Raw genomic sequence first — 18,506 nt, 5'->3', positions numbered from 1 at the left:
ATTGAATGGATATCTAGTACAATTTAGGTGGTTATCATCAAAAGTTGGGATGAAATTTGTTGAAAAGTATGCAATATGGATAAGTTGATGATGAGTCAATTTAGAATTGTAATAACGCTGAAGCGAAAATGGATCAAAGGAGAATGCGATGCTGTCATTTATTTTATCTGCGAAAAGATTGTTAGTAGGCATGTGGAAGTCATTCAAGCGTCCACAGTTTCTATCTTTGTTTACAACATTATTTTTTATCATTCTTTCAGGGACAATGTTTTATAAAGGAACGGAAGGGTGGTATTGGATTGATGCCATATATTTTGCAGTAGTGAGTTTAATTCCAACCGGTGTTGAGACGGGATTGTATCCTACTAGTAATTTTTCAAAGATATTTACGATGATTTATTTAATCGTTGGAACAGGCGTCATGTTTATTACGCTATTAATGCTCGGCAGGTCAATAGTCGATTTTACAATTGAGGAAGAAAAGAAAGAACAAGCAATAAAACGTCTGAAAAAATAAAAAAGCAGTTCAATAAATCTATAAGATTTACTGAACTGCTATTCTTTACTTATTTATGATAGTTTAGCAATGATGCCTTCTTCATCGTCTAAGACTAATTCGATTCCTGTTGAAAATGGATCACCATGTAGGACGTCTTTAATCCATACACGTAGTGCGCCAATCATTGCTGATGTATTGAACATCTCGACTTGACCATTCGTTTCAACTTCTGCACCGAAGCCCGCGTCATCATCGTATGTTAGTTCTACAAGTACATCCTCAGGGCGAATGTTTTTATAGTAAGCCTGAGATAAGCAAATTGCATTAATAATATCTTGCTCATTAATTATTTGTGCCATTGTGCTTCCTCTTTACGCTTTTTATCTTTAAACATATTAACAATTTTTACAACTAGCATTATGATAACCATGATGGCTGCAACGTTAATTAATAAGCCTAAAATATTACCAAGCATACCCATACCACTGAAAAGACTTCCGAATAATAAGCCAGCTAAGCCACCAAGCATTAAGCCTTTCATAAGACCGCCTGAGAAGAAGCCACCTTTCTTAGCTGTTGAATCCGTTTTGTTTGTGCTTTTATTTGTTGTCGCATTATTTTGATCTTTAGATTTATCCTGAGATTTTTGGAAATTTGAGCTATTGTTATTATTATTGTTTGAGAAGCCTTTTTTACCTGACTTATAGGATTTAGCTTCTGCAGTTGGTGTATCTGAGATGAACAATGTTGCACCTACAGCTGCAAACATAAGTGTCGCTGCAAAAAGAGCGGCAAGAATTTTTTTCATTACTTACATTCCTCCAATATAATTTTTAGTTTTGTCATAAACTAATCTAATAGTAATTTTACATGAACCATCTCGAAAAATAAAATAAACGCTTTCATCAATTTAGGTATATGCACAAATTTGAACAAGTAGTGACAATGTTAATCCAAATGTTGGACATGCATTACTTATATCGTTAATTGTAGTGGAGGTTGGACGTCCGCCCCTAGTAGGAACGGAATTCAATCTCGAGTGAAGAGGATAAGCCTTAAAAAGGGTATATGGAAAGAAAGGAGTGAAACGATGATTTCAACATTACTACTATTAATTTCAATTTTTTTAATTTTTTATATAACGGAAAGAAGACGTTTTTTCAATGCAGTAGTTCTTGGTTTTGTAGGGTTATTTATTTTAGGCAATATACTTAGTCATCCTGTATTTCTCCCGAATGAGCAGGGGATTGTGTCGAAGATGGGTATAGTCGTAATACTTGGAAGTTTCCCGAGTATAATGTTTATTTTATCGATAGCTACGTTTTTTAATAGTAAAGTTTTACTTGAAAAAGAAGGGCGTAAAGTACGAAATCTATTGTTAGCTGTTTTTGGTTTGAGTTTTTTTATTATGATGATTTGGTATGTATTTGTGATTTTTATGAATATAGAAAATGATCTTTGGCATATTCTTTTCTTCTATGGGTTCTTGGTTTTCGGTTATACAATGTTTTTATATACAAGCATAATGGCCTACGCTACTCTATATCATTTTACGCCTATCTTTTATGAGCCTAACTATATTATTGTGTTAGGGTCAGGACTAATCGGAGATAAGGTACCGCCGCTTTTAGCTAGCCGTTTAAACGAGGCAGTAAAGCAGTTTCAAAAATATGATGAACGACCTTATATTATCGTCTCAGGTGGACAGGGAAATGATGAAAAAGTATCAGAAGCATATGCCATGAAAAAATATATAGTTGACGAACATCAAATACCGTCTCAAAAAGTATTTATGGAGGATCAATCGACAAATACTGAGCAGAATATGGCATTCTCAAAAGAAATTATGGATAAACATGCTCAGGGGAAAAAATATCGATCCTTATTCGTAACGAATAATTTTCATGTTTTTCGTGCAAGTATTTATGCCAAAAAGGCGAAGCTTGATGCACAAGGTGTTGGTTCAAAGACAGCCTTTTATTATGTACCTAATGCATTTACTCGTGAATTTATTGGTTTATTAGAAATGTATAAATGGATTCATGTCACTGTCTTTTTGTTTATTACATTGTTTATTGGCTTAATATTGAGAGCATATGTGTAACCAATATATAGCTGTCTTCCATATAATAGTGGCAAGGTGCATTTTATTTCCATTCAGTCTAAGAGTGCCACGTCCTGTGGCAATTGATCTGTGCGACAGCGGCAAATGTTTTCTGTAGTGAAAGTGAAGCGACAGCAACAAAATGTTTTCTATGCGAAAGCGCAGTGCAACGAAGCGACAGCAACAAAATGTTTTCTGTGTGAAAGCGCAGTGCAACGAAGCGACAGCAACAAAATGTTTTCTGTGCGAAAGCGCAGTGCAACGAAGCGACAGCAACAAAATGTTTTCTGTGCGAAAGCGCAGTGCAACGAAGCGACAGCAACAAAATGTTTTCTGTGCGAAAGCGCAGTGCAACGAAGCGACAGCAACAAAATGTTTTCTGTGCGAAAGCGCAGTGCAACGAAGCGACAGCAGCAAAATGTTTTCTGTGCGAAAGCGCAGTGCAACGTAGCGACAGCAACAAAATGTTTTCTGTGCGAAAGCGCAGTGCAACGTAGCGACAGCAACAACAATTATGCCAAGGCGAAATTGATAGTAGTGTGCGAGGGGGGAAACGAATGTATGGGCAATTTTTAGCAAAAAAAAATAAAGAGCGAATAGGGTCCCTACAAAAGCTCGCGCAAACACAAGATACGTGTTTTGCGCAAAATATTGATTTGATAGCAGTCAAAGAAGTACAGTTAGCAGCCTTGCACAAAATTGTATATCGAGTTGTGCAGGGATTATTGAAAAAAAAACAACAACGACATTTACAAATAATACATCCAGAACAGACACAGTCAGTACAGGAGAATGTGCTAACGCTTTTAGCTGAATATGATGATTTACTGCGTGAAGCAATTCCACTCCCTATCTATATTTTCATTTGGCAAATTTCTTCATTGGAGAAGTTAGCTAATTGCGTTGAAGTTGTTGATGATGTACTTGATATATTGGAATGGTATTTTATTCATCAAAATGAGCAAGTTGAAGCATTTGACGAAGAAGATCTTGATCATGAAGTAATCATTGACTTGTACAAAGATGCCATCGAGGAACAGGATGCGGATGCACAGTTTCAACTTGGTGAATATTATAGTGCAATCGATGGGACACATTTCCAACCAGAAAAATCTGTGAAGTGGTTCGAGTTAGCGGCATCACAAGATAATGCTGATGCACAATATGCTCTAGGTAATTTTCACTTTGAAGGTATAGGTGTAGAAGAAAACTATAACATGGCTTTTTCGCTGTACGAGGCTGCAGCAAAGCAAGGGCATCCAGATGCCGCGAATAATTTAGCGGATATGTATTTTAACGGTGAGGGAGTGCCAGAAAATTTGGTACTTGCGAAGAAGTGGTTCGAATTTGCCGCACAACAAGGTGTGGCAGAGGCCATGTTTACACTCGGAATTATATACGAGCAGGGATTAGGAGTCGACAAAGACGAGGAGCAAGCTTGTAGCTATTATAAAAAATCTGCTGAAGTAGGCTATGTTGAGGCACAATATAGGCTTGGAGGAATCTATCTAGAGGGTCGGTTAGGGCAACAGAAAGATGTGAACCATGGATTATATTGGTATGAAAGAGCAGCGAAGCAATATCATGTCGATGCCTTTTATGATTTGGGCTTTATTTGGAGCCAAGGGTTAACAGGTATACGGAATATTGAAAAAGGTATTCATTGGTTTAAACAAGCCGCCCTTCAAGGTGATTCGGAAGCAAAATTACAACTAGGGCACATATACAATAAAGGGGAAGGAATAGCTAGAAATATTAAAGAGGCTATAAAATGGTATGGACTTGCAGCAGATGCAGGAAGTGAGGAAGCGGTAATTTTACTGCAAGAATTGAAAGGGAAATAAGTATTTTTTATTAAAAAAAATAATAGGTTTTTAGATTCAATTATCACCCTTTTTGAGATAGATATTAAGTTTTAATTTTGTTGCGTCTTATGGGTATATATCATCATTTGTAATTGGCCGTGAAAATATCAATATAATAAAGTGGTAATACCCCGAACTAAAACAAAGGAAAAATAGGCATAAAAAAACAGAGATGATGTCAATTAGCTACCCAAAAGTATTGTGGTAGCTTTTTTTCTGTTTTAGATAATAAGTAAGATAACAGGTACTTTTTATTCAATTAATGTAAAAAAATGTATTTGTGAAAATTGACAGCTATTTATAAAATGTATAAGGTATATGAGGGATTTTGCAAGGCAGTTAGTAGCGATAGCTAATATAAAGTTACCAATTTTAGTTGATTGTAGCCCGTAACAAAAAATAGAGTCATAAGTAATACATATTAATATCCTGAGGGTGTTCTCACTAAAAGTTAGGGATGACAATTCCACAGGAAGGCGCCTAGCTCGAATGGAAACCAACTCTACGTTATGGTGATGTTTTTTATTTTTTAGTGAATGGAATAAAATTTTTCTCAGCTTTTAAAAGTACACGGCATGAAAGAGGGTAAATGTGTGATTTTTCAAAAACAGAGAAAGACAATGGCGTTAGATTTAGAGCAATACATTGTAGAAATGGATATAGCGAATCGCCATTCAATAAAAAAGCAAATTGATTTGCTTAAATTGACGAAGCGGGATTTACAATATTTAAAAGCCTTTCAACCTTTTGTAGAAGGCAATATTGATAACATTGTTAATCGATTTTATGAAATGATTGTAACTGAACGTACTCTAGTAGATATTATTAACAAACATAGCTCTGTAGAGAAGCTGAAAATTACTTTAAGACGTCATATTATTGAAATGTTTAATGGTACGATTAATGATGATTTTTATCAAAGAAGAGTAAAAATTGCTAAAGTACATGTACATATAGGGCTTAAAACACAATGGTATATTTGTGCTTTTCAAGATTTAACGGCATCATTTATAGACTTAGTTGAAGAACATGTTCATCATCCAATGGATCAACTTAATACAATTAGGGCTATCTCAAAGATATCTAATTTTGAGCAACAGTTAGTTTTAGAGGCTTTTGAGCATACCATTGAACAACATCATGAAAAAATAGAACGTAGAAAAGAAGTAATAGAGAAAAAGATCGTAGCGTCTTCGGAAGGTCTTGCCACAATATCATTGGAAACAAACAATTCGTTTTATCGCTTAAGTGAACAATCGGATGAAATTAAACAACTGGCAAAAAATTCACTTCAAGTGTCGACAATGGCTGAGAGTCAGGCATTAGAAGGTCGTGAACGATTAAAGAATCAATCGCAAAATATGAGTAATATTATTAACTCGCTTGATGGTATAGCGGAAAATATTACACAGTTGGCAGATATGTCAAGGGAAATGGAATTGATTATGAATGTTGTGACAAATATTGCTAATCAAACGAACTTGTTAGCTTTAAATGCGGCAATAGAAGCGGCTCGCGCTGGAGAAGCGGGTAAAGGCTTTAGTGTTGTTGCAGATGAAGTGAGAAAACTATCGATTCAAACAAAGGAATCTGTCACATCGGTTGCGACTTTACTACATAAAACGAATGAGCGGACTGATAAACTTGTTTACTCGCTTAGTAATATTCAAGAAGAGGTAACTTCTGGTGAGGAAAACATGGTTCGAACGGAAGGTCAATTTACTAACATATTGGACGCTATGACCGAAGCCAAAGAACAAAATGGACAGATGGAACAAGAAGTACAAGCAATAGTAGAAGTACTAAGTCAATTAGGTATTGCTTTTAATGAAGTGAAAAATTCCGCTGAAGAACTAGCTAGCTTTGCACAAAATTTAAATTAATGGAGTGAAAAGCTATAAATATCACTATATCAACTGTTAATATATACGATCGATCCACTAGGTAGATAAAAGATGCCGGTGAAAATATGCTGTTAAATTCAATATATACTAATTGAACATAGAGAAAATGGAGCTATCCTATGCGCTGGATAGCTCCATTTTTGCTAAATTTGTAAAGGGTTTAACGTAATTTTCGATGAAAAAAGTTTATACTGAAATAAAGAACTAAAAATAGGGGCGGTTAATATGAAAACAGTTGTTGTATTAGGTGGCGGAATTACGGGTTTGTGTACGATGCATTATTTACAACGCCAAGTTCAGGAGAAAAACTTAAATGTAAAGCTTGTACTCGTTGAAAAAAATACATACCTTGGTGGTAAGCTTCACTCTGCACATGAACAAGGCTTTATCATGGAAACAGGAGCAGATTCTATAGTAGCGCGTCATAAAGGTGTTAGGGAGTTAGTAGAAGAACTTAATTTTGAACAAAATCTTGTGTATAACGAAACGGGTGTTTCGTATATTTACACAAATAATGAGCTACATGCTATCCCAGCAGATTCAACGTTTGGTATTCCTATGAGCGTACAATCTCTTGAGGAAAGCACGCTTGTATCAGAGCAAGGTAAAAAAGAAGCATTAAAGGATTTAACCATGCCAAATGGAGCGTTTACAAAGGAAAGTTCGATTGGGGAATTTTTAACGTACTATTTAGGTGAGGAGATTGTTCAAAACCAAATAGCGCCCGTACTTGCAGGTGTATACTCGGGAGATTTATATCAACTTTCAATTGCTTCCACTTTACCGTATTTAATCGATTACAAAAACGATTACGGTAGTATTATTAAAGGCTTTGATGCAAACAGGGAACAATTTTTGAAAGCAGCCAATAAAAAATTTATTTCATTTAAAAATGGTTTATCATCACTAATTGATCGACTTGAAGAAACATTAACGGATGTAGAAATTATAAAAGGGATTGCCACTACAAGTGTTAAAAAGCAGGAGAATCAGTACTCCATTACATTAGCAAACGGTAAAATAATTGAAGCAAATCATGTTGTCATGGCACTGCCAAATGAAGCGGTACAAAGTTTATTGCAGGATGAATCTTTGAATGGCTATTTTGAACAATTTAATACTGCATCCGCCATTACGATTTACTTAGGGTTTGATGTACCAGATAATAGATTACCTGCGGATGGAACAGGCTATATTGTGTCACATAATTCGGATGTTATTTGTAATGCAGCAACGTGGACAAGTCGCAAGTGGAAACACACGTCAGCAGAAGGAAAATTACTTGTACGACTTTTTTATAAGAGCATTAACCCTGAGTATGAGAGATTGCGTTTGATGTCAGATGAAGAGTTAGCAGCGGTTGCTCTAGAGGATGTAAGAAAAAGCTTGGGGATTGAGGAAACGCCAACAATTGTGGACGTGACAAAATGGATCGACCAAATGCCAAAGTATGATTTGGCACATCGTGAAGCGTTGCAAGGTCTCGTACAAGAGCTTGAGAAAAACTATCCGAATTTATCAATAGCGGGGTGCTCTTATTTCGGAGTAGGCATAGGTGCGTGTATTCAAAATGGTAAAAAAATTGGTGAGGAGCTTGCTGAAAAACTATCGTAATTGTTTGATTTAAATCAAAATCTGGTATTTTTCGTGAAGTTTTACCTCTGTTCTGTGAAATAGTCTTGACTCAATCGTTCGTAAACGATATGATTCTTTTAATTATTTAAAAAATTCATACAACATTCTTATCAAGAGAAGCTGAGGGACTGGCCCTATGAAGCTTCAGCAACCAACTTATTGTCAGGTGCTAAATCCAGAGGACCGTAGTGTCGAAGATGAGAAGGAAAAACAATGACGAAACGTTAAAGCCTTCTTTTTTTGTAAAAGAAGGCTTTTTTATTTTCATAAATAAAGGAAGAGAGGCTAGTTTTATGGGATTGCTTGAAAGGTTGAAAACGCATGTTCTTACAGCAGATGGTGCAATTGGTACAGTTTTATATGGCTATGGCTTGGAGTATTGCCATGAGGAAATGAATATACAAAGACCTGAATTAATTGAAAAGATTCATAGAGAGTATATAGCAGCAGGTGCCGATATTATTCAAACGAACACTTACGGAGCTAATGCCATAAAATTAGCCCGCTATGGATTAGAATCTCGTGTGCAGCAGTTTAATGAAGCTGCTATAACGATTGCAAAACGAGCAGCGGCAGAAGGTGGACAATTTGTCTTAGGTACTATTGGGGGAATCCGTGGTATTCGAAAAAGCGATGCAACGTTAGAGGAAATTTTAGCAACAGTTGATGAGCAGGCAACCGTTTTACTTGCAGGAAATCCAGATGGCCTTTTACTTGAGACATATTATGATTTTGAAGAATTAACAGAGACTTTAGCAATGCTACGAGCTAAAACGAAATTACCGATTATTGCTCAAGTTTCAATGCACGAACCAGGAATTTTACAAAATGGAATGAGCTTAAATAACGCTTTACATGAACTTGAAGCTCTAGGTGCTGATCTCGTAGGTGTTAACTGTCGCTTAGGTCCTCACCATACAATACAAGCATTTGAAGGTGTAGAGCTTCCTAAGAAAGCATTTATGTCAGCGTATCCGAACGCTTCTCTTCTTGATGTAGAGGATGGCCGTGTCGTTTATGAGTCGGAGGCAGATTATTTTGGTCGAGCAGCTGTAGAGCTTCGTGATCAGGGGGTACGTTTAATTGGTGGTTGCTGTGGTACGACACCAAAGCATATTGCTGCAGCGAAAAAGTACTTAGAGGAGTTATCCCCAGTCGAAGAAAAGTATGCAAAGCCAGAAAAAGTAGAGATTGTCCGTGAGGCTGAGCCAGCAAATTATGAACCATTACATGTAAAAGTAAAACGTGAACGCTCAGTTATAGTGGAATTAGATACACCAAGACATTTAGAAATCGAAGGCTTTATTGCAGGAGCAAGAAAAATATATGAGGCAGGCGCAGATGTAGTCATGATGGCAGATAATTCACTTGCTTCTCCAAGGATTAGTAATGTCGCAATGGGTGCCTTACTGAAAGAAACACACGGGGTAAGACCGTTAACTCATATAACATGCCGAGATCGTAATTTAATTGGACTTCAATCACATTTAATGGGATTAAACGCACTAGGCATTCACGATATTTTAGCAGTGACTGGAGATCCGACGAAGGTGGGCGATTTCCCAGGGGCCACAAGCGTTTATGACGTATCTTCAATGGAGCTAATCCAATTAATAAAACAGTTAAACGAAGGTGTATCGTTCTCTGGGAAACCACTTCGTAAAAAGGCGAATTTCTCTGTAGCGGCTGCCTTTAATCCTAATGTACGTGTACTAGATCGCGCGGTATCTCGATTAGAGAAGAAAATTGAATATGGGGCAGATTATTTTATTTCGCAGCCTGTCTATACAAAGGAAAAAATCGTGGAAATTTACGAGGCGACAAAGCATTTAGAAACACCGATTTATATAGGCATTATGCCAGTAACGAGCTATAAAAGTGCGGAGTTTTTACATCATGAAGTGCCAGGTATCAAACTATCCGATGATGTATTAGCCCGTATGAAGGCATGTGGCGATGATAAAGAACGCGCAACACTAGAAGGAATTGCAATTGCGAAGGAATTAGTAGAAGTAGCAGCGGAATATTTCAATGGTATTTACCTCATCACACCATTTTTACGCTATGACATGACACTAGAATTGATGAAATTTATTGAGCAATTGGATGAACAGAAAAAAGGGGTAAGTATAAATGGCTAAGCACTTGATTGAAGAACAACTAGAGAAACGAATTTTAATTCTTGATGGCGCAATGGGTACAATGCTACAAAATGAAAATTTATCAGCAGAGGATTTTGGCGGCGAGGAATATGATGGCTGTAATGAAAATCTCGTGCTAACTAGACCAGATGTGCTTGAAAAAGTTCATAGAAAATATTTAGAAGCTGGAGCAGATATTATTTGTACAAATACATTTGGAAGTACACCACTTGTATTAAATGAATATGATCTTGGTGCAAAGGCAGAAGAAATCAATACACGTGCTGTGGAAATTGCACGCAAAGTAGTAGATGAGTTTTCTACATCCGATTGGCCACGTTTTGTAGCGGGGGCTATGGGACCAACTACAAAAACCTTGTCGGTTACAGGTGGTATTACATTTGATGAGTTAGAGGAAAACTTCTATGTTCAGGCCAAGGCATTAATCGAAGCTGGAGCCGACGTTCTGTTGCTAGAAACTAGTCAGGATATGTTGAATGTTAAGGCAGGAACATTGGGGGTATCTCGTGCTTTTAAGGAAACTGAAAAAGAGCTACCTGTGATGATATCGGGAACAATTGAACCGATGGGAACAACATTGGCCGGCCAAACAATTGATGCTTTTTACATTTCCATCGAGCATATTAAGCCATTATCAGTTGGCTTAAACTGTGCAACTGGACCAGAGTTTATGACGGATCATATCCGTTCACTTGCAGAGCTTTCAACAGGCTATATTAGCTGTTACCCGAATGCAGGCTTACCTGACGAGGAAGGCTGCTATCATGAGTCACCTGAATCGCTGTCACAAAAGCTAAAAGGCTTTGCAGAAAAAGGGTGGCTAAATATTGTAGGAGGCTGCTGTGGTACAACTCCAGCACATATTGCTGCTATTCGAGAAGTGCTAAAGGACCAACAGCCTCGTCAATTACCAGATGCCACACATGGTCATGTAGTTTCAGGTATCGAGCCATTGGTGTATGACGATTCTATGCGTCCGTTATTTATTGGAGAACGGACAAATGTAATCGGTTCTCGTAAGTTTAAAAATTTAATTATTGACGGGAAGTTTGAAGAAGCTGCAGAAATCGCGCGTGCCCAAGTGAAAAATGGAGCACACGTTATCGATATTTGTTTAGCAAACCCTGACCGCGATGAACTAGAAGATATGCGTGGCTTTATGCAGGAGGTTGTAAAAAAAGTAAAAGTACCTCTTGTAATTGACTCGACAGATGAAAAAGTAATTGAGGAAGCACTTAAGTTTTCTCAAGGAAAAGCAATCATTAACTCTATAAACCTAGAGGATGGCGAGGAGCGCTTTGACGCAGTTTTACCGCTAGTGAAAAAATATGGTGCCTCTTTAGTAGTGGGGACAATTGATGAGCAAGGCATGGCGGTTGATCGACAGCGCAAGCTTGAGATTGCTGAACGTTCCTATAAATTGTTAACAGAAAAGTGGGGTATTGCTCCTGAAGATATTATCTTTGACCCATTAATGTTCCCAGTAGGAACGGGAGATGAGCAGTATATTGGCTCAGCACTTGAAACGGTAGAAGGAATTCGCCTGATTAAAGAAAAAATGCCACGTACATTAACGGTACTTGGTGTAAGTAATATTTCGTTCGGATTACCACCAGTAGGTCGTGAAGTATTAAATGCCGTATATTTATATCACTGTACACAGGCTGGATTAGATTATGCAATTGTGAATACGGAGAAGCTAGAACGTTATGCATCCATTCCTGAGGAAGAAATTAAGCTAGCCAATGATTTACTCTTCCATACAAATGATGAAACATTAGCTGTATTCACGGATTTCTATCGTGATAAAAAGAAGGAAAAAACAGAGGCAGATATTCCGAAAACAGTAGAAGGTCGCTTAGCTTACTATATTTTAGAAGGTACAAAGGAAGGGCTTATTGAGGATCTAGATGCTGCTCGTGAAATTTTTGAAACACCGCTTGATATTATTAATGGCCCATTAATGGACGGAATGGCAGAGGTAGGCCGTTTATTTAACGATAATCAGCTCATCGTAGCGGAGGTGTTGCAATCAGCAGGGGTTATGAAGGCAGCAGTGGCACATTTAGAGCAATTCATGGAGAAAAATGAAGAGAGTGCTGGCAAGGGGAAAATGGTACTCGCTACTGTAAAAGGCGATGTGCATGATATTGGGAAAAACCTTGTCGATATTATTTTAAGTAATAATGGCTATAAGGTAATTGATCTTGGCATTAAAGTAACACCTGCTCAGTTAATAGAAACGATTCGTAAGGAGAAGCCAGATTTCATCGGGCTTTCAGGCTTACTTGTAAAATCAGCACAGCAAATGGTTATTACAGCTCAAGATTTCAAAGAAGCGGGCATTGATGTTCCTATTTTAGTAGGGGGAGCGGCATTATCCCGTCGCTTTACCGAAACAAAAATCGCCGGCGAATATAATGGTCCTGTCATTTATTCAAAGGATGCGATGCAAGGATTAGAGCAAGTAAATCGGTTAATGGGGACAGATACACGTGCTGATTTCTTAGTTGAAATTGAGGAATCTCGCAAAAAACGCTTAGAAGCAGACGAAAAAAGAGCGGCTCGCCCGGCTAAAGAGGTAACTGTTAAGCCTGTACGCACGGTAAAGGAAGCTTCTGTCTTTCTTCCGGCTGATTTGCGCCGCCATGTAAAGAGAGATTATGCTGTTTCACATTTATATCCATATGTTAATATGCGGACATTACTTGGACATCACCTAGGCTTAAAAGGTCAAGTACAGCAGTTGCTTGATGCTGGCGATGCAAGGGCAACAGAGTTAAAAGATTTAGTCGACGCTTATTTACAAAGTGATTTATTGAAGCCTTCGGGTGTGTATCAGTTTTTCCCTGCACAAGCCGATGGGGATGATGTAGTCGTTTATGATCCAGCAGATAGCAAAACAGAAATTGAACGATTTACCTTCCCACGTCAGCAAGTTGAACCGTTTTTATGTCTTGCAGATTTCCTGAAAACAGTTGAAAGCGGTGAAATGGACTATATTTCCTTAATGGTAGTAACAGCTGGACAAGGGGTTATGACGAAGGCTCGTCAGCTAAAAGAGGAAGGGAAATTCCTTGATAGTCATGCATTACAATCTACAGCACTTGAGCTTGCGGAAGGCTTTGCGGAGCGTATGCACCAAGAAATTCGTGATCAATGGGGCTTCCCGGATGCGACAGATTTTACAATGCGTGATCGTTTCGCAGCAAAATATCAAGGGCAGCGCTTCTCATTTGGTTATCCTGCATGTCCGAACTTAGAGGATCAAGAGAAATTGTTTGGCTTATTAAAACCAGAAGACATTGGTGTACATTTAACGGAAGGCTTTATGATGGAGCCTGAAGCTTCTGTTTCAGCAATAGTCTTTGCACATCCAAATGCTCGTTATTTTAATGTGTAATGCTAGGAAAAGTGGTATAACTTTATGTAAAGAGGTTAAGGTTAAAGCTTCTGCATAATTGAAGTAGGGCGTGAACATGATGATTCGATTAATGGAAGAGAAAGATTTACCTGGTGTTTTAAATATTTACAATGACATTATTTTAACGAGCAAAGCCGTTTATCGATATGAAACTCAATCGTTAGAAGAAAAAAGACGATGGTTCAAGGAGCAGCAAACAATCGGTAATCCACTGCTAGTCTTTGACGTAAATGGCACAGTAGCGGGGTTTGCAACATATAGTCAGTTCCGTCCATATCCAGGCTATAAGCATACGATGGAGCACTCTGTATATGTGCATAAAGATCATTATCAAAAGGGAATAGCTATCCAATTAATGCATGAGCTTATTCGAATTGCTAAAGAGCAAGATGTGAAAACACTCGTAGCGGGCATTGATGGTGAAAACATCGGAAGCATTAAAGTACATGAAAAACTAGGCTTCGAATATGCGGGCACAATAAAAAACGCAGGCTATAAATTTGGGCAGTGGCTAGATCTTGTATTTTATCAGCTACAGTTAACCGGACCGAAAGTATAGCAAGTATTCGACATGACATATCTTTTCAGCTTGCCTGCTTATACTAGTGGTTGAAGATGAAATACGGGTTGTATAATAGGTTGATTGGAGTGTAGGCTGGGCGACTCCTCGGGGATCAGCGATATAGAGGAACGAAGGCTAAAAGCATCACGTCCTGTGATAACGCCTTCGTGACCAACATCCTATTGCCCCAAGCGGCTCATCGGACGCCCTCTGCGCGAAAGCGAAGCGTCAGCAACAAATGTTTTAACTGTGCGAAAGCGAAGCGTCAGTAACAAAGCGCCCAGCCGGAACGGAAATCAACTCCACTTTATAGTGATAAGCCATATTTATATTTATTCCTATATACACATTATAAAAGGATATGACAAATGTCATATCCTTTTTATGATGTTTGCTCCTGTTGCATGATTGTACTCTTGTTTTATGATGAGGTCATAAGAAAAAAGGAAACGAGGGAGTAAATATAATGGCAACAGATAAAGAAAAAACAAAAAAACTGCGCCAAGACGTAGCACCATTTGCTAAATCTGATACGGCTAAAAGTATCTTTCAAATGGTTAATACGATTATACCTTTAATTGCTCTTTGGGTAGCTGGCTATATGTTAGTGGATGTTTCACCATGGTTAACAGCTGGGTTAAGTGTAATTTCTGCTGGATTTGTCGTACGAACTTTTATTATTTTCCATGATTGTACACACGGTTCATTTTTCAAAAGTAAAAAAGCAAACGACTGGGTTGGTTTTGTAACTGGGGTTTTAACATCATTCCCATATGAAAAATGGAAACGTGAGCATACAATTCACCACGCAACTAGCTCGAACTTAGATAAGCGTGGTATCGGTGATATTGATATGATGACAGTGGAAGAGTTTTTACAAGCATCTAAAGGGCAACGTTTATGGTATCGTTTTTACCGTAATCCATTTGTAATGTTTGGCTTAGGTCCACTGTTTATGGTGTTCATTTTAAATCGTCGTAATCGAAGTGATGCTAAACAGAAAGAACGTATTAACACGTATTTAACAAATGTAGTCATCGTAGGAATCTGTGTAGCCTTAATTTTCTTTATGGGATGGCAAGCATTTTTATTAGTGCATGGGGTAACATTGTTTGTGGCTGCTTCTCTTGGCATTTGGTTATTTTTTATCCAGCATACGTATGAAGATTCTTATTTTGAGCATGACGCAGAATGGGATTATGTAAAGGCTGCTGTCGAAGGTAGCTCGTATTATAAATTACCAAAGCTATTACAATGGGTTACAGGCAATATTGGTTTCCACCATGTACACCATTTAGCTCCTCGTGTACCGAACTATAATCTTGAAAAGGCGCATAATGACATACCGCCATTACACACTGCAACGACAATCACGTTACGTACAAGCTTAGAATCATTACGTTACAAGTTGTATGATGAAGAGCAAGGCAAGTTTGTAACTTTTAAAGACGTTAACGAAATAATTAAGCGAAAAGAAAGAGGCAGTATTGCTGCTTAGTAAAATTTTTTCAGCCATCTCTTCTAAGGGATGGCTGTTTTACGTAAACATTGTACAACAGGCTCAGTAAAAATCATGTACAGGCATAAAATAAATTTTCTTGTTATAATGAGGGAAAAGTAGGAAAGAGCGTGAGATTATGTTGAGGAAATGGCAAAGTATTATCCCGAATAGTCCAATGCTCAGTATATATTTATGGATTATTTTCTGTTTCCTACCGTTTTTCTTCATTTTTAGAAAATCATCTTATCTAGAAATATCAATTGGCATTACATTTTTAATGCTATACTTTATTTTCTATCGGTTTTCCATGAATTCGAAAAACGGTCTTGTTTATATGTGGATTAGCTTTGAAATGGTTATTAATATCGTTATGACGATATTGTATGGCTATGTGTATTTATCAATTTTCACAGCTTTCTTCATTGGAAATCTTCGTAAACCGGTTGGCTTCTATATTATATATGGTTTACATATTGGTTTTACGGTTATTTCTACAGGTGTGGGCTTTTTTGTTGAGCTACAGTTATTTTTATCACAACTACCATTTGTTGTTTTAACTATTTTAGCGGTTGTGCTTCTCCCACTAACGATTTATTCAAAAAATAAACGCGAAAATTTAGAAGGTCAGCTTGAGACTGCTAATGAACGAATAGCTGAGTTAATTGTTTTTGAAGAACGCCAACGTATTGCTCGGGATTTGCATGATACTCTCGGTCAAAAGTTGTCGATGATAGGTTTAAAAAGTGACTTAGCTTCAAGATTAATTGAGCGTGATCCACAGCAGGCTCTAACAGAGATTAAGGATATTCGTCAAACGGCGAGTATCGCATTAAAAGAAGTACGTGAATTAGTATCGGGCATGCGAACGGCTAGGTTTGAGGACGAGCTTATGCGTATTGCTCAAATATTAAAGGCTGCTGAAATGGAATTTGTATTTAATGGTGATAAAGATACATTACAAGCTCCACCGCTTGTAGAAAATGTATTATCCATGTGCTTAAAAGAGGCAGTCAATAATGTCGTTAAACATAGTGGTGCTACAAAATGCGAAATTGCCTTCCATCAAAATTTTAAGGAAGTATATTTAGTTGTTCGTGATAATGGGCAAGGAATCTCCAAAAAGCAAGCATGGAAAACAGGGAACGGATTAAAGGGAATGCGAGAACGGTTAGAGTTTATAAACGGTTCTTTTAAAATCGAAAGTGAAGAGGGCACTACATTAACAGTGTCGATTCCAGTGGCGATTACGCATCAGAAGGTCAAAGAAAATCTGAAGAACATATAGAAATGAGGTCTGTGACATGATACGAATTGTAATTGCTGAAGATCAGGGTATGCTATTAGGCGCACTCCGTTCATTACTTAGTATGGAGGAAGATATGGAGGTCGTCGGCTTAGCAAAAAATGGTGAGGAAGCATTGGCGCTTGTTGAAGAGCATCAGCCTGATATTTGTATTATGGATATTGAAATGCCAGTAAAAACTGGATTGGATGCTGCCGAGGAACTGCATGCCTCAGGTTCTAATTGTAAAGTGATTATATTAACGACATTTGCAAGGCCAGGTTATTTTGAGCGTGCAAGAAAAGCCAGCGTTCGTGGCTATTTACTAAAGGATAGTCCGATAGAAGAATTGGCAAGTGCCATTCGCACAATTATGGACGGCAAAAGAATATATGCGCCTGAACTCGTTGATTTTGTCTATGAGGATGATAGTGAAAATCCTTTAACTGACCGCGAGAGTCAGGTACTGACACTCGTTGCAGAGGGCAAGACGACAAAAGAAATTGCTGCAGAACTGTTTTTATCGGCAGGAACTGTCCGTAACTATATTTCCACTATTTTAGAAAAATTAAATGTTGGAAATCGTATTGAAGCCATCGCTCGTTTTAAGGAAAAAGGGTGGAATAAGTAATAATACACTTATACTAAGAAAAAATAGACAAAAGGCATTGAATAATTAAAATTCAGTGCCTTTTGTCAATATAAAAGAATAATTGATATTGTATATTTTGACTACTAATGATAATATTTAGTAAATATAAAACTTTTTAATGGTAAGGATGGTAATGATTATGAGAAAAATTACAAAAATTACTTCAATAGCTTTTTTATCAACAACATTTGTCGTGACAAGCGTAAATCCTTCAGCTGTTTTGGCTGCAAGCAACGATATAGTTGAGACAGAGTCATCTATCCCATTAGAAAGTAGTATGGATCAAGCTGTTCAGGCAGCATTAGTTGGACCTGAAATCAAAAAACTAAATGTACTAGGTCATGAATTTAATGTAAAACCTGTTTCTATTTCGAAAAAGGATCATCTAACAGTTGTGAATGGGCAAATATCCCATCACTTAAGCTGGCGTCCAGATGATCAGTTTTACTATCGTATTGAAAAAGAAAACGGAGAAGTAAAACAAGTGGAGATCAAAATTGATCGTGGCGGATGGACAAGTTTATCTGCTCCGTTTATTGCTACATTAGCACAAAAAAATGATATCCCGATTACGCTAGAAATGATCCAAGAGCTTGGGCAAAAATTAGGTAGTCTTATAGATGGTAAATGGGAGTATGCAGCAGAAGCCATTGTTTCTACCATTGCTTTACATGTTGAGTAATCTAAAACTTTAATCAGTGGGGCTTCTCATCACCCTCACTGATTATTTTTATTACACGTTTTTAATATATTTCTAATAAATGGAATTTAACTTGTGAGAATAACAGATAAACTGAGAATTTGAAATAAAGCAGTGAGTGAGGGGAGCGGTTTAGTGGTTGCCTGTCGAAAGTACGTTCTTGAAAAGAATAAAGCCAGAAGCTTAATCAATTAAGCTTCTGGCTTCTTTATGTTA

Annotated in this window: 14 protein-coding genes and 1 riboswitch; of the genes, 12 read left to right on the top strand and 2 right to left on the bottom strand. The window is 37.5% G+C overall.

The window, feature by feature from the left end:
* Positions 1–148: 148 nt before the first annotated feature.
* On the top strand, positions 149–517 hold the full coding sequence (locus AC3WSO_RS21795; protein ID WP_492533614.1) for an ion channel: 369 nt from the start codon (positions 149–151) through the stop codon (positions 515–517).
* A 53-nt stretch (positions 518–570) separates the two neighbouring features.
* Here AC3WSO_RS21795 and AC3WSO_RS21790 read toward each other — a convergent pair whose 3' ends face one another.
* The gene (locus AC3WSO_RS21790; RefSeq protein WP_492533612.1) at positions 571–858 is read right to left on the bottom strand and encodes a DUF2653 family protein; all 288 of its coding nucleotides are present in this window, start codon (positions 856–858) and stop codon (positions 571–573) included.
* Positions 846–1,307 (bottom strand): hypothetical protein, encoded by a 462-nt coding sequence (locus AC3WSO_RS21785; RefSeq protein WP_492533611.1) that lies wholly within the window; start codon positions 1,305–1,307, stop codon positions 846–848. Before AC3WSO_RS21785 ends, AC3WSO_RS21790 begins: the two co-directional genes overlap by 13 nt.
* A gap of 282 nt (positions 1,308–1,589) precedes the next feature.
* Between AC3WSO_RS21785 and AC3WSO_RS21780 the strand changes: the two genes are divergently transcribed.
* The 11 genes from AC3WSO_RS21780 (at position 1,590) to AC3WSO_RS21730 (ending at position 18,272) form a co-directional block, all read left to right on the top strand.
* Entirely contained in the window at positions 1,590–2,603 is a 1,014-nt protein-coding gene (locus tag AC3WSO_RS21780) for a YdcF family protein (RefSeq protein WP_492533609.1), read from the top strand.
* A gap of 557 nt (positions 2,604–3,160) precedes the next feature.
* Positions 3,161–4,447, top strand: coding sequence for an SEL1-like repeat protein (locus AC3WSO_RS21775; RefSeq protein WP_492533607.1), 1,287 nt, complete (start codon positions 3,161–3,163; stop codon positions 4,445–4,447).
* A gap of 614 nt (positions 4,448–5,061) precedes the next feature.
* Positions 5,062–6,351 carry a protoglobin domain-containing protein gene (locus AC3WSO_RS21770; RefSeq protein WP_492533606.1) on the top strand — a complete coding sequence of 430 codons (1,290 nt, stop codon included), beginning with the start codon at positions 5,062–5,064 and terminating at the stop codon, positions 6,349–6,351.
* Between the two features lie 246 nt (positions 6,352–6,597).
* A complete protein-coding gene (locus AC3WSO_RS21765; protein ID WP_492533604.1) occupies positions 6,598–7,986 on the top strand; it encodes a protoporphyrinogen oxidase in 1,389 nt (462 codons plus the stop codon).
* Positions 7,987–8,111: 125 nt separating this feature from the next.
* A riboswitch (SAM riboswitch) is annotated at positions 8,112–8,211 on the top strand.
* An 89-nt stretch (positions 8,212–8,300) separates the two neighbouring features.
* Positions 8,301–10,148: a bifunctional homocysteine S-methyltransferase/methylenetetrahydrofolate reductase gene (locus AC3WSO_RS21760; protein ID WP_492533602.1), complete on the top strand. Its 1,848-nt coding sequence runs from the start codon at positions 8,301–8,303 to the stop codon at positions 10,146–10,148.
* Positions 10,141–13,572 (top strand): methionine synthase, encoded by a 3,432-nt coding sequence (metH, locus tag AC3WSO_RS21755; RefSeq protein WP_492533600.1) that lies wholly within the window; start codon positions 10,141–10,143, stop codon positions 13,570–13,572. Before AC3WSO_RS21760 ends, metH begins: the two co-directional genes overlap by 8 nt.
* A gap of 79 nt (positions 13,573–13,651) precedes the next feature.
* Entirely contained in the window at positions 13,652–14,152 is a 501-nt protein-coding gene (locus AC3WSO_RS21750) for a GNAT family N-acetyltransferase (RefSeq protein WP_492534450.1), read from the top strand.
* A 469-nt stretch (positions 14,153–14,621) separates the two neighbouring features.
* Positions 14,622–15,653, top strand: a complete 1,032-nt coding sequence (gene desA, locus AC3WSO_RS21745; RefSeq protein ID WP_492533598.1) for a Delta(5) desaturase DesA — start codon at positions 14,622–14,624, stop codon at positions 15,651–15,653.
* Between the two features lie 139 nt (positions 15,654–15,792).
* Positions 15,793–16,941, top strand: a complete 1,149-nt coding sequence (locus tag AC3WSO_RS21740; RefSeq protein ID WP_492533596.1) for a sensor histidine kinase — start codon at positions 15,793–15,795, stop codon at positions 16,939–16,941.
* Between the two features lie 16 nt (positions 16,942–16,957).
* A complete protein-coding gene (locus AC3WSO_RS21735) occupies positions 16,958–17,569 on the top strand; it encodes a response regulator (RefSeq protein WP_492533594.1) in 612 nt (203 codons plus the stop codon).
* A gap of 160 nt (positions 17,570–17,729) precedes the next feature.
* Positions 17,730–18,272, top strand: a complete 543-nt coding sequence (locus AC3WSO_RS21730; protein ID WP_492533592.1) for a methyltransferase — start codon at positions 17,730–17,732, stop codon at positions 18,270–18,272.
* Positions 18,273–18,506: the final 234 nt, after the last annotated feature.

It is taken from the genome of Lysinibacillus sp. EB106-09-02-XG168, assembly GCF_058791475.1.
This window is presented reverse-complemented; position numbering and strand designations above follow the sequence as displayed.

Excerpts from the sequence above, each read along its gene's own strand:
- AC3WSO_RS21795 (WP_492533614.1), top strand. The coding sequence starts at position 149 with ATGCTGTCATTTATTTTATCTGCGAAAAGATTGTTAGTAGGCATGTGG.
- AC3WSO_RS21790 (WP_492533612.1), bottom strand. The coding sequence starts at position 858 with ATGGCACAAATAATTAATGAGCAAGATATTATTAATGCAATTTGCTTA.
- AC3WSO_RS21785 (WP_492533611.1), bottom strand. The coding sequence starts at position 1,307 with ATGAAAAAAATTCTTGCCGCTCTTTTTGCAGCGACACTTATGTTTGCA.
- AC3WSO_RS21780 (WP_492533609.1), top strand. The coding sequence starts at position 1,590 with ATGATTTCAACATTACTACTATTAATTTCAATTTTTTTAATTTTTTAT.
- AC3WSO_RS21775 (WP_492533607.1), top strand. The coding sequence starts at position 3,161 with ATGTATGGGCAATTTTTAGCAAAAAAAAATAAAGAGCGAATAGGGTCC.
- AC3WSO_RS21765 (WP_492533604.1), top strand. The coding sequence starts at position 6,598 with ATGAAAACAGTTGTTGTATTAGGTGGCGGAATTACGGGTTTGTGTACG.
- AC3WSO_RS21760 (WP_492533602.1), top strand. The coding sequence starts at position 8,301 with ATGGGATTGCTTGAAAGGTTGAAAACGCATGTTCTTACAGCAGATGGT.
- metH (WP_492533600.1), top strand. The coding sequence starts at position 10,141 with ATGGCTAAGCACTTGATTGAAGAACAACTAGAGAAACGAATTTTAATT.
- AC3WSO_RS21750 (WP_492534450.1), top strand. The coding sequence starts at position 13,652 with ATGATTCGATTAATGGAAGAGAAAGATTTACCTGGTGTTTTAAATATT.
- desA (WP_492533598.1), top strand. The coding sequence starts at position 14,622 with ATGGCAACAGATAAAGAAAAAACAAAAAAACTGCGCCAAGACGTAGCA.
- AC3WSO_RS21740 (WP_492533596.1), top strand. The coding sequence starts at position 15,793 with ATGTTGAGGAAATGGCAAAGTATTATCCCGAATAGTCCAATGCTCAGT.
- AC3WSO_RS21735 (WP_492533594.1), top strand. The coding sequence starts at position 16,958 with ATGATACGAATTGTAATTGCTGAAGATCAGGGTATGCTATTAGGCGCA.
- AC3WSO_RS21730 (WP_492533592.1), top strand. The coding sequence starts at position 17,730 with ATGAGAAAAATTACAAAAATTACTTCAATAGCTTTTTTATCAACAACA.